Here is a 22,959-nt window from a genome sequence, read left to right on the forward strand (position 1 = left end):
GAACGAAATCGTTTGCTTTTGTTTTTGGCGGCTATAGAATTCGTCAGATTTTTTTGGCCTGAGAAAAGCAACAGGAGGTAATTGTGTCCGGGGATAAAAATTACAGTCATGGGCCTGTGCCCATATCCGCGCGGAAAGGCGGGCTGGCATTAACCTTTGTAATGCTGGGTTTGACCTTCTTTTCCGCCAGTATGTGGACCGGAGGTGCTCTCGGTACCGGTCTCAGTTTTAATGATTTCTTCCTCGCAGTTCTTATCGGTAATCTTCTTCTTGGTGTCTACACCGCTTTTCTTGGTTTCATTGGTTCCAAAACCGGCTTAACAACCCATCTTCTCGCGCGTTACTCCTTCGGTATTAAAGGCTCCTGGCTCCCTTCATTCTTACTCGGCGGCACACAGGTCGGCTGGTTCGGTGTCGGCGTGGCCATGTTTGCCATTCCGGTCGGCAAAGCAACGGGCTGGGATATCAACTGGCTGATCGGCATCTCCGGGGTGCTGATGACTATTACCGTTTTCTTCGGCATCTCTGCGCTGACCGTACTGTCGGTGATTGCAGTGCCGGCGATTGCTATTCTCGGCAGTTACTCGGTTTACCTCGCGGTAACCGGGATGGGCGGCATGAGCGCACTGCGTGATGTGATCCCGGCACAGCCGATTGATTTTAATCTGGCGCTTGCCATGGTGGTCGGTTCGTTTGTCAGTGCCGGTACGCTGACAGCGGATTTTGTCCGCTTCGGCCGTAAACCGAAAATTGCGGTGCTGGTGGCGATTATCGCGTTCTTCCTCGGTAACTCACTGATGTTTATCTTCGGTGCCGCCGGGGCGGCATCTCTCGGTATGGCGGATATCTCTGATGTGATGATTGCTCAGGGGCTGTTATTACCGGCAATTATCGTTCTCGGTCTGAATATCTGGACCACCAATGATAACGCGCTTTATGCCTCCGGCCTGGGGTTTGCCAATATTACCGGGCTTTCCAGCAAAACCTTATCTATCGTCAACGGGCTTATCGGCACACTGTGCGCCCTGTGGCTCTACAATAATTTTGTCGGCTGGCTGACCTTCTTATCCGCTGCTATCCCGCCAATCGGGGGCATTATTATTGCCGATTACCTGATGTACCGTCACCGTTATGAAACCTTTGACCGCAGCAAAATGCGTGATGTGAATGTCAGCGCACTGCTGGCGGTGGCGGCAGGTGTGATTGCCGGGCACTGGCTGCCGGGGATTGTGCCGGTGAATGCAGTTCTCGGCGGGGCATTAAGCTATGCTGTCCTCAATCCGTTACTTAACCGTCGTCGTACAACCAACCCGGAGATGACCCGTGCTTAATCAAACCGTAAAACATATTTTTAATGCCCGTCTGCCGGATCGTGCTGGCCTGTGGCGTATCGATATCGATAATCAGCGAATTACCGCGATTGTGCCGCAGCCGGAGGGTGAAGCACTGCCGGAGAGCCTGGACGCCGAAGGCGGCCTGGTCACCGCGCCGTTTGTCGAGCCGCATATTCACCTCGATACCACCCAGACCGCCGGGGAACCGGCGTGGAACCAGTCCGGTACCTTATTTGAAGGCATTGAACGCTGGGCAGAACGCAAAGCGATGCTGACGCACGACGATGTGAAAACCCGTGCCTGGCAGACCCTGAAATGGCAGATTGCCAACGGTATCCAGCATGTCCGCACCCACGTTGATGTCTCCGATGCCACCCTGACTGCACTGAAAGCGATGCTGGAAGTGAAGCAGGAAGTTGCGCCGTGGGTGGATTTACAGATTGTTGCGTTCCCGCAGGAAGGGATTATGTCCTATCCAAACGGTGAGGCTCTGCTGGAAGAGGCGCTGCGTCTGGGCGCGGATGTGGCGGGGGCTATCCCGCATTTTGAATTTACCCGTGAATACGGGGTGGAATCCCTGCACAAAACCTTTGCGCTGGCACAGAAATATGACCGCCTGATCGACATACACTGTGATGAAATCGATGATGAACAGTCCCGTTTCGTGGAAACGGTTGCCGCGCTGGCACACTGCGAGGGAATGGGGGCACGTGTTACCGCCAGCCACACCACGGCGATGCACTCGTATAACGGGGCTTATACCTCCCGTCTGTTCCGTCTGCTGAAAATGTCCGGTATTAACTTTGTGGCGAACCCGCTGGTGAACATTCACTTACAGGGGCGTTTTGATACGTATCCGAAGCGTCGCGGGATCACCCGTGTCAAAGAGATGCTGGCGGCGGACATTAATGTCTGCTTTGGTCACGATGACGTGTTTGACCCGTGGTATCCGCTGGGCACCGCCAATATGCTTCAGGTGCTGCATATGGGGCTGCATGTCTGTCAGCTGATGGGGTACGGTCAGATTAATGACGGGCTGAAACTGATCACGGAATACAGTGCGCGCACCCTGAATTTACAGGATTACGGTGTGGCTGAAGGCAAACGCGCCAGCCTGCTGATCCTGCCGGCGGAAAACGGGTTTGATGCTGTCCGCCGTCAGGTGCCGGTGCGTTACTCTGTCCGTGACGGTCGTGTGATAGCAGAAACACAGCCTGCCGTCACACAGATCCATCTGGAGAAACCGGAGACTATCCGTTACAGCCGCACACCTCGCACTGAGGATCCGGCTTAAGATTAATGGTGCGGAATTGCATGCGCATTGCATCAAACAGCACTACTTTTCCGCTGCTCACCTGCCCGTAGCCGGTGAGCAGTTTGATGCACTCCATCGCCTCCAGGGTGCCAATGGTGCCGACCAGCGGTGCCATCACACCCGCTTCCACACAGGTCAGACTGTTCTCCCCGAATAACCGGCTCAGACAGCGGTAACAGGGTTCGCCCTCCTGCCAGGTAAAGACAGAAATCTGTCCTTCCATACGAATAGCGGCACCGGACACCAGCGGGATCTTCAGCTGATGACACGCGCGGTTCAGCTGTTCGCGGACGGCGACATTATCGGTGCAGTCCAGCACCACGTGGTGAGACTGAATCAGCGCGGTCAGCTCATCATCATCCAGCTGTTTGGTGACCATTTCGGTATGACAGTGCGGATTAACCGCTTTCAGCGCTATCGCGGCGGATTCTGTTTTTGCCATCCCGATACGGGCATCGGTATGCAGGATCTGACGCTGCAAATTGGAGAGCGACACGGTATCAAAATCCAGCAGGGTGAGATGCCCGACACCCGCCGCTGCCAGATACTGTGCCGCTGCACACCCGAGTCCGCCGAGGCCGGTGATCAGCACACGTCCGGCTTTCAGCGCTTCCTGACCATCGAAATCAAAGCCGCGCAGCACGATCTGACGGTTATAACGCAGTGTTTCTTCATCACTGAGCTCAATATGTCCGGGTTCAGTCGCCATCAGTCGTTCTTCAGTAAATGATTAAAAAATTCGATTTCAACAGTTTCACCGGCGGCAACCGGGCCGCGCTCACGCTCCAGTACAATAAAGCAGTTGGCGAGGCTGAATGAACTGAAAATATGTGAGCCCTGATCGCCGGTGGTTCTGACCACCATCTGACCCTGTTCATTCACACCGGCAATACCGCGCTGAAAATCCAGACGACCGGCGGATTTTTTCAGCGGCGTGGTGGTCACGGCTTTAAAGCGCATCGGCGGCTGCCACTGACTGAAACCGGACAGGCGGGCGATCAGCGGCTGCACCAGCTCATAAAAGGTGACGGTGGTGGAAACCGGGTTGCCCGGCAGACCGCAGAACCAGGCGTTATTCAGCTTACCGAAAGCAAATGGCTTGCCCGGTTTGATCGCCAGTTTCCAGAAATTAATTTTGCCGATCTCATCAAGAATCTGCTTGGTGTAATCCGCTTCGCCGACAGACACGCCGCCGCTGCTGATCACCAGATCCGCCTGTGAATCGGCTTTCTCAAAGGTGGCACGCAGAATGTCCGGATTATCCGGGATCACGCCGAGATCAATCACATCACAGCCGAGCTTTTCCAGCATCAGACGCACCGCAAAGCGGTTGGTATCATAAATCTGTCCGTCACCCAGCGGCTGACCGACAGCCTGTAACTCATCACCGGTGGAGAACACCGCCACTTTCAGTTTGCGTACCACGGACAGTTCCGCCAGACCCAGTGAGGCGATCAGCGGAAGCTGGGCGGCAGCCAGTTTGGTGCCTGCCGGTAAGACTTCGCTGTGTTGTGCGATATCCTCACCAACACGGCGGATATTCTGCCCGGCGGTAATCCGGGCGGTAAAGGTGATCCCCGCATCCGATACTTCCGCTTCTTCCTGCATCACCACAGTATCCACACCCGTTGGTACCGGGGCACCGGTCATAATACGGACACATTGTCCGGCCGGTAATTCACCTTTAAACGGCACACCCGCCAGTGCGCGACCGGCAACCGGCAGCGGGGTTTTTCCGTCCCAATCGGACAGGCGAAACCCGTAACCATCCATTGCGGAATTATCAAATGGCGGTACATTGATAGGCGAAATAACAGGGGAGGCAGTGATCCGCCCGGCGGCATCGGTCAGCGCGATCGTTTCAGTACCGGTGATCGCGGTCGGGGTCGCGAGCAGCTTATCCAGTGCTTCCTGTAAAGAGATTAACGAAGAGGTGTAACTTTCTGTCGGATTAGCCATGATGCTGTTTCACTCCCGGCGCCTGCTGGGCGCAGATAAAACGGATAATAAAGAGAAGGGCATTATGGCAGACTTACAGAACAAGTTGAATGATGTGGCACAAAAGCGTGAGCGACAGATCTGATTCCGGAAGTCATTATTGCATTTTAAAGGCTTCTTTTGGTATAACAAAGTTACAAATTATTAACATATTGCATTTCATATGACGACATCTCACTCCGCCCGTCAGACAACGGCGCTTCATATTGCCGTCAGTGGTTTTCTTGCGCTGGTGGTCGCCATGGGAATAGGGCGCTTTGCTTTTACCCCGCAGGTGCCGCTGATGATTGACGAGCACCAGCTCGACCTGACAACTGCCGGTATTGTAGCTGCCTGGAATTACCTCGGTTATCTTGCCGGGTCCTTTGATGCCATGCGGGCAAAACGCGGTATTGAGCTGCGGCTGTGGGCCGGGTTATGGGGCGCGGTGATTATCACACTGCTGTCAGCGGTGATTTCCGGCGCGGTGCTGCACAGTATCGCACGGTTTTTTATCGGCTGGGCGAGCGGCTGGACACTGGTGTTAGCGGCTGCCTGGACCAATGACGCACTGGCAAAACTCAATCGTCCGGCACTGAGTGTCGCGGTTTACGGCGGCACCGGCACCGGGATTTTGCTGTGCGGACTGGCGGCCATCGGTATTCAGGGCTTATCACTGACCGCCTCACAGGGCTGGTGGATCTACGGCGCGGCAGCGCTGGTATTCAGTTTGTATGTCAGCCGCTATCTGCCGCGTCCGGGGGAGCTGAGCAGCAGCAATCCCCCGCACAGCAAACCGCGGATGACCCCGAAAATCCGCCGTTTATTATGGAGTTATGCACTGGCCGGATTCGGCTATATTCTGCCTGCCACGTTTTTATCGCAAATGGCGGCAGCACGTTTCCCCGGCAGCCTGTTTGCTCAGTTTGTCTGGCCGGTATTCGGGATAGCGGCGGTCGCCGGTATCGTGGCTGCCATTGCCGCGCGGCATTTTTTTACGCCGCAGCGGCGGTTGGCAATCACCCTCTGGGCACAGGCAGCGGGCATTCTGGCGGCGGAAGTCATGCCCGGGATCAGTGGCCTGGCAGTCAGTGCCTTTCTGGTCGGCGGCGGCCTGATGGCTGCGGTACAGCTGGCGTTCCAGTGCGGGCATGAACTGGCACCGGAACACGGTCGTTATATGGCCGGATTGCTGACCACCTGGTATGCGGTCGGGCAGCTTGGCGGCCCGCTGGTATCTTCTGTCTCCGCGTATTTTACCGGTAAGCTGGAACCGGCACTGTGGGTCGCCTGTGCGGCACTGATTATCGCTGGTTTGCTGGTTTTTCGTGATCGCAGTAGTTAATAATTTGAATAATATATTATAAATAAATCAGCAAGAGGATTATTCTCTTCGCTGATTTATTTGCGTGTAATAATAAAATAGAATTCATTATTATTTTTTAGTATTTACGCTTCACGTAAATAATGTTTTTTTAAATGCGTTGCTATGGTAAGAATATATTCCTTTCCATACTAACGAGTATATAATGAAAGAATTAATTGATTATGTTAAAAGAGAATTCCATAAGGTTTTTGAGATTAAATTTATCGCGATGATGAGTAGTTTAATGCTGACGCCGATAATGATATCTCATTCATCTCTGCGGATAGTTTATCCTGATAATTCAATGTGTGATGTATTTCTTGCATTTATTATTTACATCGGTATTTTTTCATTTACCAAAACAATATTAACGCTTCTTTTTAAATAAATAATAGGTGAATTTATGATTAAATTAAATAATTTACAGATAGCTCAAATATCAGGTGGCGGAACGGAGCGTATGCCTGATAAAACACAGGCTAATGATGCCGGTATCGGTATGATAGCAGGAACATTAGGAGCTGTTGTCTTTGGATTGGGCCCGTTGGGGGTTGCCGTTGGTGCAGTTGGTGGTGGTTTAGGATACGCTATGTCATCTGGAAGTAACAGTCCGTACCGACCAGAGCCTCAGATGCCGGAAAACATTGATTTTAATGATATGTACTGCCCTAATCCTGATTACAATTATTATTAATATAAGGTTATTTATATTTTCAATATGAGAGGGGTTTATATTTATGAGGGCAATGTATTATATTGTACTTTATACTTTAATAATTGAGAGGTTAATTATGAAGGAATTAAATCAGGAACAATTAATATCTGTTTCAGGCGCCGGGATTATCGCTGCCGGAACCGTTTTTGCCGGTATTGCATTTGATATCACTGCGGTGATTATGTCTGATATTACCGGTGGCCGCGAAGAGATTGTTTTTGCTGACCACCGGGATGCCTCCCGCACCCGTTACGAGATTATATAACGTTTCCGCTATCCGGTTCTTTTCCGGTCATGGTGTCAGTGATCTTCGTTCCGGCTGATACCCTCATTATTAACAGGGATTTCCGGTGCAAACTTTTCATCACCAAAACCACAAAATGGATTAACAAAACGGCGTATTGCTCTAAAATAGCAGGGCGGCGGGTATTGACCGGCCGACGGGTGCAACACAGCACCGGGAGTCACCTGAAAAATAGTCGGAGAAGGTATGTCATCATTAAGCCGGGAAGCAGAACTTGTCCACGCCGCGCTCATCGCACGCGGGCTGGAGACACCATTGCGGGAGCAGACACTGCCGCCGGAAACCCGTAAGGTACAGATTGAAGCGCATATGACAGAAATTATGAAGCTGCTCAATCTCGACCTGAGCGACGACAGTCTGGCAGATACCCCGAAACGTATCGCGAAGATGTATGTGGATGAAATTTTTTCAGGACTGGATTATCACAATTTCCCGAAAATCACCCTGATTGAAAATAAAATGAAAGTGGATGAGATGGTGACGGTCCGTGATATCACGCTGACCAGCACCTGTGAACACCACTTTGTCACTATCGACGGTAAAGCCACCGTGGCCTATATCCCGAAAGACACGGTTATCGGGTTATCGAAGATTAACCGGATTGTGCAGTTCTTTGCTCAGCGCCCGCAAGTGCAGGAGCGACTGACACAACAAATTCTGCTGGCACTGCAAACATTGCTCGGCACCACCAATGTGGCGGTATCCATTGATGCGGTGCATTACTGTGTTAAAGCGCGTGGTATCCGTGATGCGACCAGTACCACTACCACCACCTCTCTGGGCGGGTTATTTAAATCCAGCCAGAATACCCGCCAGGAATTCCTGCGCGCGGCCCGTCATATTTAAAGATGAATATATCTGTCACATCCGCCTCTGCCCGTATTGATGTCCTCGATATGGTGCGGGGGCTGGCTATCCTCGGTATTTTTATCCTGAACATCGGCGGATTTGCGCTGCCGTCTGCGGCCTATCTGAACCCGCTGTACACCCCGGCGGCATCCGCGACAGATATCGCCACCTGGGCGGTACTGAGTGTGCTGGTTCAGGGGAAATTTCTCGGCATGTTTGCACTGCTGTTTGGTGCCACGCTGATGATGCTCAGCCGTTACAGCCAGCCCTGGAATATGGCACGGTTGCTGGTGCTTGGGGTGATCGGGCTGCTGCATACCGCTCTGCTCTGGAGCGGGGATATTCTGCTGATGTACAGCCTGACCGGCGTGGCCGCCTGCTGGATTATCCATAATGTTTCCTCCCGCTGGTGGCTGAAGCTGGTACCGGTGCTGATCCTGACCGGATTATTTTTATTGTTTTTCCTGTTATCGGAAGGCGGTGAGCTGAAACTGCTGTACTGGCAGCCGTCGCAGGAAATGCTGGATTATGAAGTGCTGATCGCCAACACCGGTGGCATTGCCGGTATGCTGGACAGAATCAGCACCATCAGCGGTATGCTGATGATGATGGTGGTTCAGTATGGCTGGCAGTTACTGGCAATGATGCTTCTGGGCGCAACACTGATGAAAAACGGCTGGCTGAAAGGGGCATTTCCGCTGTCTCATTACCGGCGGCTGGCGGCGTGGCTGCTGCTCCCGTCACTGCTGCTGCAGGCGGTTGTCATGTGGTTGGAATACCTGAACGGCTGGAGTGTCTTCTGGATGGGCACTGTCGGTTATCCGCTGGCGGATATTTTGCAGCCGGTGCAGACCACCGGGCTTATCGCGCTGTTTTATGGTTTACGGCCACAGCTGAAGCCGGTTGCCGCCTGTTTACAGCGGGTCGGACGCACAGCGCTGAGCAGTTATCTGCTGCAATCGGTGTGCGGGGTGATACTGTTTGAGTACCTGGGGTATTTTAACCGATTTGATCGTCTGACGCTGCTGGCGTTTGTGCCGCTGATGTGGCTGATCAACATCCTGTTCTCAACCCTGTGGCTGCGTTATTTTTCTCAGGGGCCGGTGGAATGGTTATGGCGGCAGGCCGCCAATAAGCTGGCAGCCCGCTGAAGCCGGATTATTGCGCGGCTGGTACCGGTTGTGTGGTGTCGGCCGGTTTTTCCGGTGTTTCAGGCGGCTCCGGATAAAGCGCATTCAGTTCTTCCGGTGTCACTGCCGGATATGACGGCACATTCTCCGGTAAGGTCTGTGGTGCCGGAATAGATTCCTGCGGGCCGAGGAAACGCGGTTCGCGGTTGAGAATATATAAATCCGCCAGTGCGCCCAGCCGGGCAATCACTTCCCGGGCCCGGACAGTGAACATATTCTTCGGGGAGGAAACCGCGTAACAGCGCGCCTCAATGCCTTTTTCCATTGCGATATACAGCGCCCGTTCACAATGGAAGCGCTGGGTAATAATCGTAAAGCCATTGGTATCAAAGACTTTTCGGGTCCGTACCACCGAATCCAGCGTGCGGAACCCGGCGAAATCGAGCACTATTTTGCTGGCCGGGATCCCGGCATTCACCAGATCCTTACGCATCGTGCTCGGCTCATTGTAGCTGTGCTGCGCGTTGTCGCCGCTCAGCAGCAGGTATTTCACCTTGCCGCTGTTATATGCATTCACGGCACCCTGAATACGATACCGGTAATATTGGTTAATTGTCCCGTTTTTATAGTACTTAGCGGTACCGAGTACCATACCGACTTCACTCGGTGGCAGGTCATTGATATTTTCATAGATATAAGGCGCGGTTTTCCAGCTAATCCAGCGATCTGCCGCAATAGCCGCTGCTGCTGCCAGAATAATACCTGCCAGCATCCACAGAATGATCCGTTTCCATATCCGCGCTTTTCCCATTATTACTGAGGCCTTTATCACTATATCATTACCATAAGGCTAAGATTACTTGAGCGCGGAAAGGCTGGCAAGGGTGAAAAAAAGAATAAAACCCGCACGGTGGCGGGTTTTCAGCGGCAGAACAACGGTTATTCGTCAGAAAGATGTCCGGCGGTAAACACGATATTCCGGATGCCAGAAGTTGCGTTCGATGGCTTCATCGAGTGCGCTGTCAGAGGTCACGGTAGCGACTCCCTGGATCTGGGCTTCTTTGGCAACCTGTTTGGCGATGATACGGGAGACTTTTTTGATGTCCTCGATATCCGGCAGCAGAGAACCTTCGCCGTTGATCACCATCGGTGAACATTCCGCCAGCGCGCGGCTTGCTGCCATCATCATACCGTCAGTCACACGTCTGGCACCGGCGGCCAGCACACCCAGACCAATTCCCGGGAAAATAAAGGAGTTGTTGCACTGGGAGATCGGATAAGTTTTATCCTTATAAATCACCGGATTGAACGGACTGCCGGTCGCCACCAGCGCATGGCCGTCTGTCCAGGCGATAATATCTTCCGGACGGGCTTCCACACGGGAGGTCGGGTTGGACAGCGGCATGACCACAGGGCGCGCACAGTTTTTGTGCATTTCACGGATAATCTCTTCCGTAAACAGCCCCGGCTGACCGGAAACCCCGATAAGTACGGTTGGTTTGGCGTTGCGGACCACATCTTCCAGCGAAATGGCATCATTCTGTACATCCCAGTCTGCAATGATGTCACTTTTGGTGATCAGTTTGCTCTGGAAGTTCAGCAGATTCGGCAGTTTATCGGTCAGCAGACCGAATCTGTCCACCATAAAGATACGGGCACGCGCCTGCTCTTCACTCAGACCTTCGGATTTCATCTGCGCGATAATTTGTTCGGCGATACCGCATCCGGCTGAACCGGCACCCAGGAAGGTAACAGTCTGATCTTTCAGCTGTCCGCCTGCAGCGCGGCTGGCGGCAATCAGGCTGCCGAGGGTCACTGACGCGGTACCCTGGATATCATCATTGAAGCAGCAGAGCTGATCACGATAGCGTTCCAGCAGCGGCATGGCATTTTTCTGGGCGAAATCTTCAAACTGTAACAGCACATCCGGCCAGCGGCGTTTAACGGCATTGATAAATTCATCAACAAATTCATCATACTCTTCACCGGTAATGCGCGGGTGACGCCAGCCCATATAGAGCGGGTCATTCAGACGCTGCTGGTTATTGGTGCCGACATCCAGCACGATAGGCAGGGTATACGCCGGGCTGATACCGCCGCAGGCGGTATACAGCGAAAGTTTACCAATCGGGATCCCCATCCCGCCGATCCCCTGGTCACCCAGACCGAGGATGCGTTCACCATCGGTTACCACGATGACTTTTACATTCTGCTTGGTGGCATTCTGCAGCATGTCATCAATGTAAGCGCGGTTCGGATAAGAGATAAACAGCCCGCGTGCGCGGCGGTAACTGTCGGAGAAATGCTCACAGGCCGCCCCGACAGTCGGGGTGTAAATGATAGGCATCATTTCTTTGAGGTGAGCATTGAGCAGGCGGTAGAACAGCGTTTCATTCGTATCCTGAATGTTACGCAGATAAATATGTTTATCCGTATCGTTTTTAAAATCAGAATACTGACGATAGGCGCGTTCAGTCTGCTCTTCGATAGTCTCCACTGCTTCAGGCAGCAGGCCGTGGAGGTTGAAATGACTGCGCTCTTCTTCAGAGAAGGCGCTTCCCTTGTTCAGCAGCGGGAACTCTAACAGGATAGGGCCCGCATACGGGATATATAATGCACGTTTGCTTTCGTATTCCAGTTCCATGTATGACTACTCTTTGCCAATTGACATTTTAAGACAGGACGCACCGATCCTAAGTTATCTGAAAAATATGTACAGTAATTGTTACGAAATTAGTGATACCGATGTGTGAAAGTGAGAGGCGGGATAGATTTATATTGAGTAATCACGTAAAGGCTGATACCCGGAACCGATGGGTATCAGCCTCAGCAAAGCAGAATTAATAGCTGAACAGCGCGATATCCTGACACCCCAGGGCGCTCAGTGTGGCAGAGGTACTTTCCCACTGTGACAGCATGGCATTACTGCCTTCCACCAGCACGGCGCGGTGGATATCGTGCAGGTCACCACCCGCCATATTCATAAAGATCAGTGCGGCCTGTAACGGCGGCAGTCCCGGGTTAAAGGCGGCATTTTCAATATAAGCACCGCTGTAGATGCGTCCGCGGCTGTCCTGAAGAGCGACACCGCTGTGGGAACGGGAATACGGCGCATGGCTGCGGTTGGCAGCTTCCAGTGCTTTTCCGACCACCGCATTGGTGGCGAGGAAATGATAACCGTGATGCACCTGGTCAAATAACCGGGTTTTAATCCCCAGATCCACCGGCCCGAAAGCATGCGGCAGCAGCGTTTTCAGCGGCATTGCAGCCAGTTCCGGTAACTGAATCAGCAGGTCTGTGCCGCTGTTCAGTTCATTCATAAACTGACGGCAGTGGCCGCACGGTGTGTAATTGACGGTGACTTTGCGTAAACCGTTCTCGCCGCGCAGCCAGGCGTGAGTAATTGCGCTTTGCTCCGCATGCACTGTTTGTTGTAACGGCACATGGCAGAATTCCATATTGGCGCCGAAATAGAGGTTACCACTCAGTCCGTGTGCAATCGCGCCGACATTAAACCGGGACACCGGGGTCACGGCACAGGCTGCGGCCAGCGGCAGCATGGTCAGCGCGAGTGCATCCTCATCAGTACCTGCGGCGTTGCAGAGTACGCTGACCTGTTTGGCGGATAAGTATCCGGGGAATGTATCAGCACAAACAATGTCCGTCAGCAGAGTCTGTAACGGGGAAGGAAGTGTGTTCAGGGCTGCATGAAAGCGGTTTTGCATAAAATGACCTCCATTATCAATGAGATCATTCTAGCGGGTAGTCAGACATAATGAACGTGATTTTTATCACGTTCATTATGAAACGAATGAAACAAATGTTGTATTTGCGAGATGAGACTCAAATTTTTAAGTCAACCGAATAGCGTCAGCAGCACCGGGAAGATAAACGGTGCCATCAGAGACGTAATAATCCCGCAGGTCATTAATGCCAGTGAGCTGTAAGCCCCTTCCACATAATCCTCTTCCGCGCAGCGGGCGGTGCCGAGGGCGTGTGAGGCTGTACCCATTGCCAGGCCGCGTGAGGCTTTGGTGGTGACCCGCAGGCGTCTGAACAGGGTATGACCGAAAATCGCGCCGAGGATCCCGACGAAAATCACACACACAGCGCTGATTGCCGCCACACCGCCGATGGAGTTGGACACCGCGATAGCAATCGGAGTGGTCACCGATTTAGGCAGGATAGAGGCCGCGATTTCAGGTGTTGCGCCCATCATAAAGGCAACAGCAGTGCCGGTAACCATCGCAATCACACTCCCGGCAAAGCAGATGGTGATAATGGATTTCCACTGTGCGCGGATCTGATGCAGCTGTTCATACAGCGGGAATGCCAGCGCCACCACGGCAGGTTGCAGCAGATCGTTGAGGATGCGGCTGCCCTCAAAATAGTGGTTGTATGAGGTTCCGGTGAATACCAGCAACGGAATGATAATCACGATGGATATCAGCAGCGGGTTTAATACCGGCAGCTTAAATTTGATATAGATAGCTCTGGCGAGAAAATAGACGCCGATGGTAAGCGGGAGCGACCACCAGATATGCGTTAACATTTGCGTTTCTCTTGTTGTTCAGTGTGTTCTGCGGCGGCAACGGCATCGGCTTCCTGTTGTTCTGGAACCGGAACATGGCGGCGGTGAATAAATTCAGAACTCAGGGCCACGGTACACATGGCGATAAAGGTACTGACGACACAGGCGACCAGGATTGGCAGCAGCTGGGCGCTGAGGGTATCGTAATAGTTCATCACACCGATACCGATCGGCAGAAATAACATGGTCATGTTTTTCATTAATAAGGTGCAGCCGGGCTGGACCCAGTGCGCCGGAATAATCTGCAGTGCGAGCAGCACAAAAAGCAGCAGCATGCCAACAATGCTGCCCGGGACGGAAAATGGCAGTAACACCGCGATAATATTGCCGGCAAACAGGCACAGATACAGGATCAGAAATGCCCGTAGATAGCGCCAGCCGGTTTCCGCTATCTGTTTTGGTTTCATGATAATGTTCCTTCTTGGATGAACTCATTCATCATACAATTAACTTTTTATTTGTGCCATAGATCACATAAAAAAACCTGCACCGGAGCGCAGGTTTTTTTCAGTTTATTGTACAGAGAAGAACTTACTTCACCTGCTGGCCAGGCTGTGCACCGGAATCCGGGCTGAGCAGGAAAATATCTTTTCCGCCGGGACCTGCGGCCATGACCATACCTTCAGAGATCCCGAACCGCATTTTGCGCGGTGCCAGGTTGGCAACCATCACTGTCAGACGGCCTTCCAGCGCTTTCGGGTCCGGATACGCCTGACGGATACCGGAGAAGACCTGACGGGTTTCGCCGCCGAGATCCAATACCAGTTTCAGCAGTTTGTCAGAGCCGTCAACGAAATCTGCAGACACTATCTGTGCGATACGCATATCCACTTTGGCAAAATCATCAAAGCTGATGGTATCCGCAATCGGGTCATCTGCCAGCGGGCCGCTGACCGGTTTGGCGGACATCGCTTTGATATCCTCTTTGGAAGCTTCAATCATCTCTTCCACTTTCGCCATTTCAATACGGCTGAACAGCGCTTTGAAATCTGCGATCTGATGATCCAGCAGCGGTTTGGCAATACCGTCCAGTGTCAGTTCCTGGTTCAGGAACGCTTCACTGCGGGCCGCCAGTTCCGGCATCACCGGTTTCAGGTAGGTCATCAGCGCGCGGAACAGGTTGATACCCACAGTGCAGATGGCGTGCAGCTCATCATCTTTACCTTCCTGTTTCGCCACCACCCACGGTGCTTTCTCATCAATATAACGGTTGGCAACATCGGCCAGCGCCATGATTTCGCGGATAGCTTTGCCGAATTCACGGCCGGTATACTCTTCGCTGATGGTCTTTTCAGCATCAACAAACTGCTGATATAACTCAGGTTCAGCTAGGGTTGCGCTCAGGCGGCCGTTAAAGCGTTTTTTGATAAACCCGGCGGTACGGGAGGCCAGGTTGACCACTTTGTTAACGATGTCACTGTTAACACGCTGAACGAAGTCTTCCAGGTTGAGGTCGATATCATCAATACGTGAAGAGAGTTTCGCCGCGTAGTAATAACGCAGGCTGTCCGCATTCAGGTGATTCAGATAGGTGCGGGCCTGGATAAAGGTGCCGCGTGATTTGGACATCTTCGCGCCGTTAACGGTCACATAGCCGTGGACAAACAGATTGGTCGGCTTGCGGTAACCGCTGCCTTCCAGCATGGCAGGCCAGAACAGGCTGTGGAAGTACACAATATCTTTACCGATAAAGTGGTACAGATCCGCGTCAGAATCTTTCTTCCAGAACTCGTTAAAATCGAGATTACCGCGTTTATCACACAGGTTTTTAAATGAGCCCATGTAGCCGATAGGCGCATCCAGCCAGACATAGAAGTATTTACCCGGTGCGCCCGGGATTTCAAACCCGAAATACGGCGCATCACGGCTGATATCCCACTGCTGCAGGCCGGAATCAAACCACTCCTGCATTTTGTTGGCAACCTGCTCCTGGAGCGCACCGCTGCGGGTCCATGCCTGTAACATGTCCGCAAAAGCAGGCAGATCAAAGAAATAGTGTTCACTTTCGCGTAGCACCGGTGTGGCACCGGAGACCACGGAGCGCGGGTTAATCAGCTCGGTCGGGCTGTAGGTCGCGCTGCATACTTCGCAGTTGTCGCCGTACTGGTCTTCTGCTTTACATTTCGGGCAGGTGCCTTTCACAAAGCGGTCCGGCAGGAACATGCCTTTTTCCGGATCGTACAACTGGGAAATGGTCCGGGTTTCAATATGGCCGTTCTTTTTCAGCGCCAGATAGATGTTTTCGGATAACACCCGGTTCTCCTCGCTGTGCGTGGAGTGGTAGTTATCAAAGCTGATGGCGAAATCGGCAAAATCTTTCTGATGCTCAACGCTCATGTTGGCGATCATCTCTTCAGGGGAGATCCCCTGCTGCTGTGCCTTGAGCATAATCGGGGTGCCGTGAGCATCGTCGGCGCAGATGAAGTGAACCTCTTTGCCGCGCATTCGCTGAAAACGGACCCAAATATCAGCCTGGATATGTTCCAGCATATGACCGAGATGGATTGAACCGTTTGCATATGGTAACGCACAGGTTACCAAAATTTTATTAGCGATCTGAGACATAGAGTATTTCACTTCCTCAAATAATAAAGGGTCTTTGATGTTAACCGATCCCGTCCCCCCCTGCCAGCAGTAATCCGGCTTTGTGTGTGGTTTTCCGGACTTTTTTCTGCCGTGAATATCCGGCGATAACCCTGCTGATTGCAGGGGATTTGTTTTGTGCGGGTTTGCGCGGAATGACTAAATTAATCAGTCGGCTTCTGCTATCATTGAAGCCGATAGTTACAGGCAATAAAAACGATAAATTTAAGGAGCCGGGATGAATGTGAAATCCCCCGGGGAGATGAACCCTGAATTGCTGAACGACCAGGTCGCGCAGGTACTGGCGACATTTGAGCATCCGACACTCAAACGCAACCTGATTGCCATCAAAGCGCTGAATCACTGCGCAATGCTGGATGATGTGCTGCATGTTGAGCTGGTGATGCCGTTTGTCTGGAAGCGCCCGTTTGAAGCACTGATTGAAGCAAAAACCAAAGAATTACGCAAAGTAACCGGTGCGGCGGCGGTGGACTGGAAACTGCGCCATGATATCGCCACACTGCGCCGGGCCAATGATCTGCCGGGTATTAACGGTGTCCGCAATATTCTGGCGGTCAGCTCCGGCAAAGGCGGTGTGGGTAAATCCAGCACGGCGGTTAACCTCGCGCTGGCACTGGCGGCGGAAGGGGCGAAAGTCGGTATCCTCGATGCGGATATTTACGGCCCGTCCATCCCGAACATGCTGGGCACCACCAAAGAGCGTCCGACCTCACCGGACGGGCAGCATATGGCCCCGATTATGGCTTACGGTCTGGCCTCCAACTCTATCGGTTATCTGGTTACCGATGATAACGCCATGGTCTGGCGCGGCCCGATGGCCAGCAAAGCCCTGATGCAGATGTTACAGGATACCCTGTGGCCGGATCTGGACTATCTGGTGATCGATATGCCGCCGGGTACCGGTGATATTCAGCTGACTCTCTCACAGAACATCCCTGTCACCGGTGCGGTGGTGGTAACCACACCGCAGGATATTGCGCTGGTGGATGCCATGAAAGGTATCGTCATGTTCAAGAAAGTGAACGTGCCGGTTCTGGGGATTGTGGAGAACATGAGTGCGCACATCTGCAGTAACTGCGGTCATGTCGAGCCGATTTTCGGCACCGGCGGGGCGGAAAAACTGGCGGAGCGCTATCACACCAAACTGCTGGGACAGGTGCCGCTGCATATTTCGCTGCGTGAAGATCTCGATCGCGGTCAGCCGACCGTGATGCGTGACCCGGATGGCGAATTTGCGGATATCTACCGTGAGATCGCGGTGAATGTGACAGCCGAAATGTTCTGGGAAGGGGATAAGATCCCGACAGAGATCGCTTTCCGCGCGGTATAAGCGGGATTTATTTCTGCTCCGGCGTATCCGGAAAGTCAAAAAGACCTGTGCAGTGATGTACGGGTCTTTTTTCAGGATGCCGTAAGCGCGGTTACCCTGAAATAATGAGGCGGAATGCCCGATTCTGCTGGAATCTCACGCCGTTACTCCCTATAATTCAGCGCCGGGCGGACACGTTTTGTTACTCACGGCCGGATAAGCACTAAAAGAGGCCGCAGCAGACCGTTTCGGTTTTTTTCTCTCCTATTTTCAAACCAGGTTATTTCAATTATGGCTGACACAGCACAGCAGCAGTGCACTATCATCGGCATCACCGGCGCATCCGCGTCAGGAAAAAGTCTGATTGCCAATACGCTTTATCACGAATTACGTGCTCAGGTGGGTGATCACAATATCGGTGTGATTCCGGAAGACTGCTACTACAAAGATCAGAGCGATGTGCCGATGGAAGAGCGCATCAAGGTCAACTATGACCATCCCGGCTCGATGGATCACGAACTGCTGTTACAGCATCTGAAAGCACTGAAATCAGGTAAGTCTATTCAGTTACCGCAGTATGATTATGCAGAACATACCCGCAAGCCGGAATCTGTTCTGTTCAGCCCGAAACGGGTGATTATTCTTGAAGGAATTCTGCTGCTGACCGACAAGCGTCTGCGCGAGCAGATGGACTTCTCTATTTTCGTCGATACCCCGCTGGATATCTGCCTGATGCGCCGTATCCGCCGTGATGTGAATGAGCGCGGACGCACACTGGATTCGGTGATTGCACAGTACAATAAAACCGTTCGTCCGATGTACCTGCAATTTATTGAACCAACAAAACAATATGCTGATATCATAGTGCCGCGGGGCGGTAAGAACCGTGTGGCGATTGATATTCTGAAAGCCAAAATCAGTCAGTTCTGCGAGTAAACCGCCGACAATAATTAACCTGCGTTTATCCGCCGGTGATAAACGCTGAGTTTTATAAGGATGATACCATGCGACTTTGTGACCGTGACATTATTCAGTGGCTTGATGACGGCAGACTGACCATTTCCCCGCGTCCGCCGATTGAGCGGATTAACGGGGCGACGGCGGATGTCCGCCTCGGGCATCAGTTCCGGGTTTTCCGGGGCCATACGGCAGCGTATATTGATCTCAGCGGCCCGAAAGAAGAAGTCAATGCGGCGCTGGAAAATGTCATGAGTGATGAAATCACCCTGAGCGAAGATGACGTGTTCTATCTGCATCCGGGAGAACTGGCGCTGGCGGTGACCCTGGAATCGGTCACACTGCCGGATAACCTGGTGGGCTGGCTGGACGGGCGTTCATCACTGGCACGCCTCGGGCTGATGGTTCATGTGACTGCGCACCGGATCGATCCCGGCTGGCACGGGCAAATCGTACTGGAATTTTATAACTCAGGTAAGTTACCCTTGGCACTGCGGCCGGGAATGGTGATCGGTGCCCTGAGTTTTGAGCCGTTATCCGGCTCTGCTGACCGGCCGTATAACCGCCGCAGTGATGCAAAATACAAAAATCAGCAGGGAGCGGTGGGCAGCCGTATCAGCGAAGATTAAACGGCGGACAGCACTGTCCGTCAGCGGGTTCAACAGAGAATGGGTAAGGAACAGGGATTATGAAACGATTTTTCACCACGCTGATTATTCTGCTTGTCGTGATAGCGGCGGGCCTCGCGGCCTTAATCCTGCTGGTGAACCCGAATGATTTCCGCGATTATATCGTTAACAAGGTGAAGGAAGACACCGGTTACGAACTGGTGATGAAAGATGATATGCGCTGGCATGTCTGGCCGAAACTGAGCATCATCACCGGTAAGATGTCCCTGACAGCCCCCGATGCCGCCGAACCGGTGGTGACCGCTGAGAATATGCGCCTTGATGTCGAGCTTTGGCCGCTGTTATCCCATCAGTTATCGGTCCGTGAAGTGATGCTTGACGGCGCACTGCTGAAAATCCTGCCTGAAACCGAATCAAAAGAGAAGAAAAGTGCCCCTGTTGCACCGGGTAACCAGAAAGCCCGGCCGGTACCGGTCGAACAGGAAAACAAATGGTCGTTTGATGTCGATCGCATCCGCATTGCCAATAGTCTGCTGGTCTGGCAGACAGAAGACGGTTCGCAGATTAATATGCGCGACATTAACTTCTCCCTTGAGCGCAATACCCCTGAACGCTATGTGATAGCGCTGAACAGTAATATTCTGCGTAATCAGCAGGAACTCTCTTTCAGTCTGAGCTCGGATATTGATCTCTCCCAGTACCCGGTGCAGATCAGCGGTAACATTAACCGCCTGAATTACCGCCTGTCCGGTGCCGGTCTGTATGCCAACGGTATCAACGGTAACGGCACAACCACCTATACCTGGCATGAAGCGGTCGGTCAGGCACCGCAGTCCCTGATCCTGGAAAACCTGAAACTGAGCGCGAATGAAAGTCAGCTCAGCGGTACAGTGGAAGCAGCACTCGGTGAAACCCCGCGTTATGATATTCAGCTGGCCTCCTCAAAACTGAATCTGGATAACCTGCTCGGTTATGAGCGCGCGGTGCATTCAGAAAACGGGGAGACCCCCCCGGTTGCCACCAAACCGGCTGTGGTCACCACCGGCAGTAATGCGGATAAATATGATCTGACCTTTATGAACCACTTTAATGCCACCCTGGCACTGAATGTGGATTCCCTGATTTATCAGGGAATGGAAATCGGTCAGCTGACGGTGAAAGCCGAAAACCGGGGCAGAATCACCGAAATATCAAAAATGACCGGCAACGTGTTCGGCGGTCGTTTCTCTCTGCCGATGACGATTTATTCCGAAAAAGTGCCGGCACAGTTGCGCATCAAACCGCTGTTGCAGAATATTGATGTCAAACCCTTGCTGGCGGCGTTTAAAATGCCGGAAAAATTCACCGGACGCCTGAGTTTTGACGGCGATCTGCGCGGCACCGGTTATGACCAGGACGCGATATTAAATAACTGGCGTGGTGATGTGGCGTTGACTATCACCGATGTTAAGCTGCTCGGCCTGAATATTCCGTATCTTATTCAGCAGTCGCTTTCCCAGGTGACAGATAAAGTGGCGCAGCCGCAATCGATGGATGCCATGACCGAGGCGAAGAAACTGGAAGTTATCGGTACCCTGAATAACAGTGAAGTGAAAATCAGTAAAATTCTGGCGGTATCCGACGCCTTTAATATTACCGGCAGCGGGCGGACCAATCTGGTAAAACAGAATCTGGATGTGAACCTGGGGGTTCAGATCTTAAAAGGCTGGGGGAAAACCAACGATCTGGTGACCTGGTTGCAATCCATCCGTATTCCGGTGGTGCTGTTCGGCAACTGGGATAATATTCAGTATAAGTTCGAAGTGGAAACCCTGTTGCGTAATCAGATACAGCAGCGGGTAAAACAGGCAGCCGGAGAGTTGCTGAACGAAAAAACCGGGGGTGACCTCAACGCTGTGGAATCCTTGCTTAACCGGTTATAAATTCGCGGACGATTTATACAAACAGAGCAGTGACGATAATTTATATTGTCACTGCTTTTTTAATGCCGGAGGCCGGAATACTTAAATGATACGGGTAATAACCCTGGTTCATTGACGTATATCATTTAATCTGTTCCCGGTTTTCGGCAGAGTGCATTAATCATTTTTATAAATAAAAATACCAGACAGGAGCAGAAATGTTAGATCTTCTTATTGGTGCTGTCGTCGCTGTCGGCGTCGGGCGCTATATTATTAAAGGGTATTCAGCCACAGGGGTGCTGATGGTCGGGGGCTTACTGCTTCTGATCATCAGTGTCATCATGGGGAAAAACATCCTGCCGTCCGCTGCCACCTCCACCGGCTGGGGACCGACAAACATTATTGAGTATGTGAAGTACCTGCTGATGAACCGCGGCGGCGACCTCGGTATGATGATCATGGTACTGTGCGGCTTTGCGGCTTATATGACTCACATCGGTGCCAACGACGTGGTCATCAAAATGGTCTCCAAACCGTTACAGGTCGTGAACTCCCCGTACCTGCTGATGATTGTGGCCTACTTTATTGCCTGTCTGATGTCTCTGGCGGTTTCCTCCGCCACCGGTCTTGGTGTGTTACTGATGGCAACCCTGTTCCCGGTCATGGTGAACGTAGGGATCAGCCGTGGTGCGGCGGCGGCTATCTGTGCCTCTCCGGCAGCGATTATCCTGGCACCGACCTCCGGTGACGTGGTGATTGCGGCTGAAGCCTCTCAGATCCCGCTGAAAGAGTTTGCGTTCAGCCTGACTCTGCCGATTTCTATCGTGGCGATTGTATCTATGGCGATTGCCCATTATTTCTGGCAGCGTTTCCTCGATCGCAAAGAAGATATCAAATCGGAGATCCTGGACGTCAAAGAGATCACCACTAATGCGCCGAAATTCTATGCCATTCTGCCGTTTATGCCGATCATCGGCGTACTGCTGTTTGATGGTAAGCCGTTCAGCATCGGTTTCCTGAGCCATATCGTGCTGCCTGAATTACACATCATCACGATTATTGTCGGCTGTATTATTCTGTCTGCCATCATTGAATTCCTCCGTGGCTTTGACGGCAAAAAAGTCTATGCCGGGCTGGATGTCTGCTACCGTGGTATGGCGGATGCCTTTGCCACCGTGGTGATGCTGCTGGTTGCGGCTGGTGTGTTTGCTCAGGGTCTGAGCACCGTCGGCTTTATCTCCGGTCTGATCAGCCTGGCGCAGTCTTTTGGTTCAGGTGCGATCGTGATGATGATTGCTCTGGTGATTATTACTATGCTGGCGGCGATGACCACCGGTTCCGGTAATGCGCCATTCTATGCGTTCGTGGAGCTGATCCCGCGCCTGGCACAGCAGATGGGTATCAACCCGGCGTACCTGGTGATCCCGATGTTACAGGCATCCAACCTCGGCCGTACCATGTCACCGGTTTCCGGTGTGGTGGTGGCGGTTGCCGGTATGGCGAAAATTTCACCGTTTGAAGTGGTGAAACGGACATCGGTTCCGGTGCTTGTCGGCCTGCTGGTGGTGATTGTCGCCACGGAGTTCCTGGTGCCGGTAACACTGTAAAATGACATGAGCCGCACCGGTTATCCGCTGCGGCTTTTTTGTATCAATACGGAAAGTGTGAGGTTGGCTTTGGATAAGATTTTTACCGGTGTGGTGCAGGGCACGGCACTGATTTTAAAAATTGAAGAAAACAATGATCATCTGATTCATATTGTGCAGTTCCCGGAGGCATTATTAGCGGGGCTGGCGATTGGTGATTCCGTGTCGTATAACGGCTGCTGCCTGACTGTCGCAGCGATTGATAACAGCCATGTCGGTTTTTATCTTTTCACCGATACATTGCTGAAAACCGCACTCGGGCGGCTGGCAGTGGGTGATAAAGTGAATATCGAAAGGGTGGCGGTCTGATGATATAAAAAAACCCCGTATTC

At 52.4% G+C, this 22,959-nt stretch carries 22 protein-coding genes; 14 read left to right on the forward strand and 8 right to left on the reverse strand.

Translation table 11 applies throughout. From position 1 onward, the window contains the following. The first annotated feature begins 83 nt into the window (after positions 1–83). Complete coding sequence (gene codB, locus N7387_RS08780) at positions 84–1,331, forward strand: cytosine permease (protein WP_004241678.1); 1,248 nt, start codon at positions 84–86, stop codon at positions 1,329–1,331. Beyond that, positions 1,324–2,628, forward strand: a complete 1,305-nt coding sequence (gene codA / locus N7387_RS08785; protein ID WP_279798234.1) for a cytosine/isoguanine deaminase — start codon at positions 1,324–1,326, stop codon at positions 2,626–2,628. The genes codB and codA overlap by 8 nt, the downstream gene beginning before the upstream one ends. Here codA and moeB read toward each other — a convergent pair. Beyond that, positions 2,585–3,358, reverse strand: a complete 774-nt coding sequence (gene moeB / locus N7387_RS08790; protein ID WP_279798235.1) for a molybdopterin-synthase adenylyltransferase MoeB — start codon at positions 3,356–3,358, stop codon at positions 2,585–2,587. The genes codA and moeB overlap by 44 nt on opposite strands. Beyond that, positions 3,358–4,608, reverse strand: coding sequence for a molybdopterin molybdotransferase MoeA (gene moeA / locus N7387_RS08795; protein WP_279798236.1), 1,251 nt, complete (start codon positions 4,606–4,608; stop codon positions 3,358–3,360). The genes moeB and moeA overlap by 1 nt, the downstream gene beginning before the upstream one ends. Between moeA and N7387_RS08800 the strand changes: the two genes are divergently transcribed. The 6 genes from N7387_RS08800 (at position 4,607) to yeiB (ending at position 9,011) form a co-directional block, all read left to right on the forward strand. Beyond that, positions 4,607–4,732, forward strand: a complete 126-nt coding sequence (locus N7387_RS08800) for a hypothetical protein (RefSeq protein WP_262882370.1) — start codon at positions 4,607–4,609, stop codon at positions 4,730–4,732. The two genes, moeA and N7387_RS08800, sit on opposite strands and share 2 nt — an antisense overlap. Before the next feature lie 78 nt (positions 4,733–4,810). Then, complete coding sequence (locus N7387_RS08805; protein ID WP_279798237.1) at positions 4,811–5,971, forward strand: YbfB/YjiJ family MFS transporter; 1,161 nt, start codon at positions 4,811–4,813, stop codon at positions 5,969–5,971. A 424-nt stretch (positions 5,972–6,395) separates the two neighbouring features. Then, entirely contained in the window at positions 6,396–6,686 is a 291-nt protein-coding gene (locus N7387_RS08810; RefSeq protein ID WP_139294251.1) for a hypothetical protein, read from the forward strand. A 97-nt stretch (positions 6,687–6,783) separates the two neighbouring features. Then, positions 6,784–6,972, forward strand: a complete 189-nt coding sequence (locus N7387_RS08815) for a hypothetical protein (RefSeq protein WP_072871081.1) — start codon at positions 6,784–6,786, stop codon at positions 6,970–6,972. A 225-nt stretch (positions 6,973–7,197) separates the two neighbouring features. Further along, positions 7,198–7,857, forward strand: a complete 660-nt coding sequence (gene folE, locus N7387_RS08820; protein WP_004235735.1) for a GTP cyclohydrolase I FolE — start codon at positions 7,198–7,200, stop codon at positions 7,855–7,857. 2 nt (positions 7,858–7,859) lie between these two features. Further along, complete coding sequence (gene yeiB / locus N7387_RS08825) at positions 7,860–9,011, forward strand: DUF418 domain-containing protein YeiB (protein ID WP_279798239.1); 1,152 nt, start codon at positions 7,860–7,862, stop codon at positions 9,009–9,011. A gap of 7 nt (positions 9,012–9,018) precedes the next feature. Here yeiB and sanA read toward each other — a convergent pair whose 3' ends face one another. The 6 genes from sanA to metG all read right to left on the reverse strand — a co-directional run bounded on the left by sanA (position 9,019) and on the right by metG (position 16,146). Further along, the gene (gene sanA, locus N7387_RS08830; RefSeq protein WP_080694355.1) at positions 9,019–9,801 is read right to left on the reverse strand and encodes an outer membrane permeability protein SanA; all 783 of its coding nucleotides are present in this window, start codon (positions 9,799–9,801) and stop codon (positions 9,019–9,021) included. Positions 9,802–9,936: 135 nt separating this feature from the next. Further along, complete coding sequence (locus tag N7387_RS08835) at positions 9,937–11,634, reverse strand: NAD-dependent malic enzyme (protein ID WP_279798241.1); 1,698 nt, start codon at positions 11,632–11,634, stop codon at positions 9,937–9,939. 196 nt (positions 11,635–11,830) lie between these two features. Continuing rightward, positions 11,831–12,715, reverse strand: a complete 885-nt coding sequence (gene cdd / locus N7387_RS08840) for a cytidine deaminase (RefSeq protein WP_262882373.1) — start codon at positions 12,713–12,715, stop codon at positions 11,831–11,833. 131 nt (positions 12,716–12,846) lie between these two features. Continuing rightward, positions 12,847–13,542, reverse strand: a complete 696-nt coding sequence (locus N7387_RS08845) for a CidB/LrgB family autolysis modulator (protein ID WP_025153381.1) — start codon at positions 13,540–13,542, stop codon at positions 12,847–12,849. After that, positions 13,536–13,988: a CidA/LrgA family protein gene (locus N7387_RS08850; RefSeq protein ID WP_025153380.1), complete on the reverse strand. Its 453-nt coding sequence runs from the start codon at positions 13,986–13,988 to the stop codon at positions 13,536–13,538. The genes N7387_RS08845 and N7387_RS08850 overlap by 7 nt, the downstream gene beginning before the upstream one ends. A 124-nt stretch (positions 13,989–14,112) precedes the next feature. Beyond that, a complete protein-coding gene (gene metG, locus N7387_RS08855; RefSeq protein ID WP_279798247.1) occupies positions 14,113–16,146 on the reverse strand; it encodes a methionine--tRNA ligase in 2,034 nt (677 codons plus the stop codon). Between the two features lie 256 nt (positions 16,147–16,402). Between metG and apbC the strand changes: the two genes are divergently transcribed. The 6 genes from apbC to N7387_RS08885 all read left to right on the forward strand — a co-directional run bounded on the left by apbC (position 16,403) and on the right by N7387_RS08885 (position 22,936). Beyond that, a complete protein-coding gene (gene apbC, locus N7387_RS08860; protein ID WP_262861024.1) occupies positions 16,403–17,515 on the forward strand; it encodes an iron-sulfur cluster carrier protein ApbC in 1,113 nt (370 codons plus the stop codon). Positions 17,516–17,785: 270 nt separating this feature from the next. Then, complete coding sequence (udk, locus tag N7387_RS08865) at positions 17,786–18,430, forward strand: uridine kinase (RefSeq protein ID WP_025153374.1); 645 nt, start codon at positions 17,786–17,788, stop codon at positions 18,428–18,430. Positions 18,431–18,498: 68 nt separating this feature from the next. Continuing rightward, on the forward strand, positions 18,499–19,080 hold the full coding sequence (gene dcd / locus N7387_RS08870) for a dCTP deaminase (RefSeq protein WP_279798250.1): 582 nt from the start codon (positions 18,499–18,501) through the stop codon (positions 19,078–19,080). A 59-nt stretch (positions 19,081–19,139) separates the two neighbouring features. Then, positions 19,140–21,002: an outer membrane assembly protein AsmA gene (gene asmA, locus N7387_RS08875; RefSeq protein ID WP_279798252.1), complete on the forward strand. Its 1,863-nt coding sequence runs from the start codon at positions 19,140–19,142 to the stop codon at positions 21,000–21,002. Positions 21,003–21,199: 197 nt separating this feature from the next. Next, the gene (dcuC, locus tag N7387_RS08880) at positions 21,200–22,588 is read left to right on the forward strand and encodes an anaerobic C4-dicarboxylate transporter DcuC (RefSeq protein ID WP_274369337.1); all 1,389 of its coding nucleotides are present in this window, start codon (positions 21,200–21,202) and stop codon (positions 22,586–22,588) included. Positions 22,589–22,657: 69 nt separating this feature from the next. Then, on the forward strand, positions 22,658–22,936 hold the full coding sequence (locus N7387_RS08885; RefSeq protein WP_262864310.1) for a riboflavin synthase: 279 nt from the start codon (positions 22,658–22,660) through the stop codon (positions 22,934–22,936). Positions 22,937–22,959 lie beyond the last annotated feature (23 nt).

It is taken from the genome of Morganella sp. GD04133, from assembly GCF_029835375.1.
GTDB classification, from domain to species: domain Bacteria; phylum Pseudomonadota; class Gammaproteobacteria; order Enterobacterales; family Enterobacteriaceae; genus Morganella; species Morganella morganii_B.

Bases quoted from the DNA above. Each gene is read 5' to 3' on its own strand.
- moeB (WP_279798235.1), bottom strand. From the start codon at position 3,358: ATGGCGACTGAACCCGGACATATTGAGCTCAGTGATGAAGAAACACTG.
- N7387_RS08800 (WP_262882370.1), top strand. From the start codon at position 4,607: ATGATGCTGTTTCACTCCCGGCGCCTGCTGGGCGCAGATAAAACGGAT.
- moeA (WP_279798236.1), bottom strand. From the start codon at position 4,608: ATGGCTAATCCGACAGAAAGTTACACCTCTTCGTTAATCTCTTTACAG.
- N7387_RS08805 (WP_279798237.1), top strand. From the start codon at position 4,811: ATGACGACATCTCACTCCGCCCGTCAGACAACGGCGCTTCATATTGCC.
- N7387_RS08810 (WP_139294251.1), top strand. From the start codon at position 6,396: ATGATTAAATTAAATAATTTACAGATAGCTCAAATATCAGGTGGCGGA.
- N7387_RS08815 (WP_072871081.1), top strand. From the start codon at position 6,784: ATGAAGGAATTAAATCAGGAACAATTAATATCTGTTTCAGGCGCCGGG.
- folE (WP_004235735.1), top strand. From the start codon at position 7,198: ATGTCATCATTAAGCCGGGAAGCAGAACTTGTCCACGCCGCGCTCATC.
- yeiB (WP_279798239.1), top strand. From the start codon at position 7,860: ATGAATATATCTGTCACATCCGCCTCTGCCCGTATTGATGTCCTCGAT.
- sanA (WP_080694355.1), bottom strand. From the start codon at position 9,801: ATGGGAAAAGCGCGGATATGGAAACGGATCATTCTGTGGATGCTGGCA.
- N7387_RS08835 (WP_279798241.1), bottom strand. From the start codon at position 11,634: ATGGAACTGGAATACGAAAGCAAACGTGCATTATATATCCCGTATGCG.
- cdd (WP_262882373.1), bottom strand. From the start codon at position 12,715: ATGCAAAACCGCTTTCATGCAGCCCTGAACACACTTCCTTCCCCGTTA.
- N7387_RS08845 (WP_025153381.1), bottom strand. From the start codon at position 13,542: ATGTTAACGCATATCTGGTGGTCGCTCCCGCTTACCATCGGCGTCTAT.
- N7387_RS08850 (WP_025153380.1), bottom strand. From the start codon at position 13,988: ATGAAACCAAAACAGATAGCGGAAACCGGCTGGCGCTATCTACGGGCA.
- metG (WP_279798247.1), bottom strand. From the start codon at position 16,146: ATGTCTCAGATCGCTAATAAAATTTTGGTAACCTGTGCGTTACCATAT.
- apbC (WP_262861024.1), top strand. From the start codon at position 16,403: ATGAATGTGAAATCCCCCGGGGAGATGAACCCTGAATTGCTGAACGAC.
- udk (WP_025153374.1), top strand. From the start codon at position 17,786: ATGGCTGACACAGCACAGCAGCAGTGCACTATCATCGGCATCACCGGC.
- dcd (WP_279798250.1), top strand. From the start codon at position 18,499: ATGCGACTTTGTGACCGTGACATTATTCAGTGGCTTGATGACGGCAGA.
- asmA (WP_279798252.1), top strand. From the start codon at position 19,140: ATGAAACGATTTTTCACCACGCTGATTATTCTGCTTGTCGTGATAGCG.
- dcuC (WP_274369337.1), top strand. From the start codon at position 21,200: ATGTTAGATCTTCTTATTGGTGCTGTCGTCGCTGTCGGCGTCGGGCGC.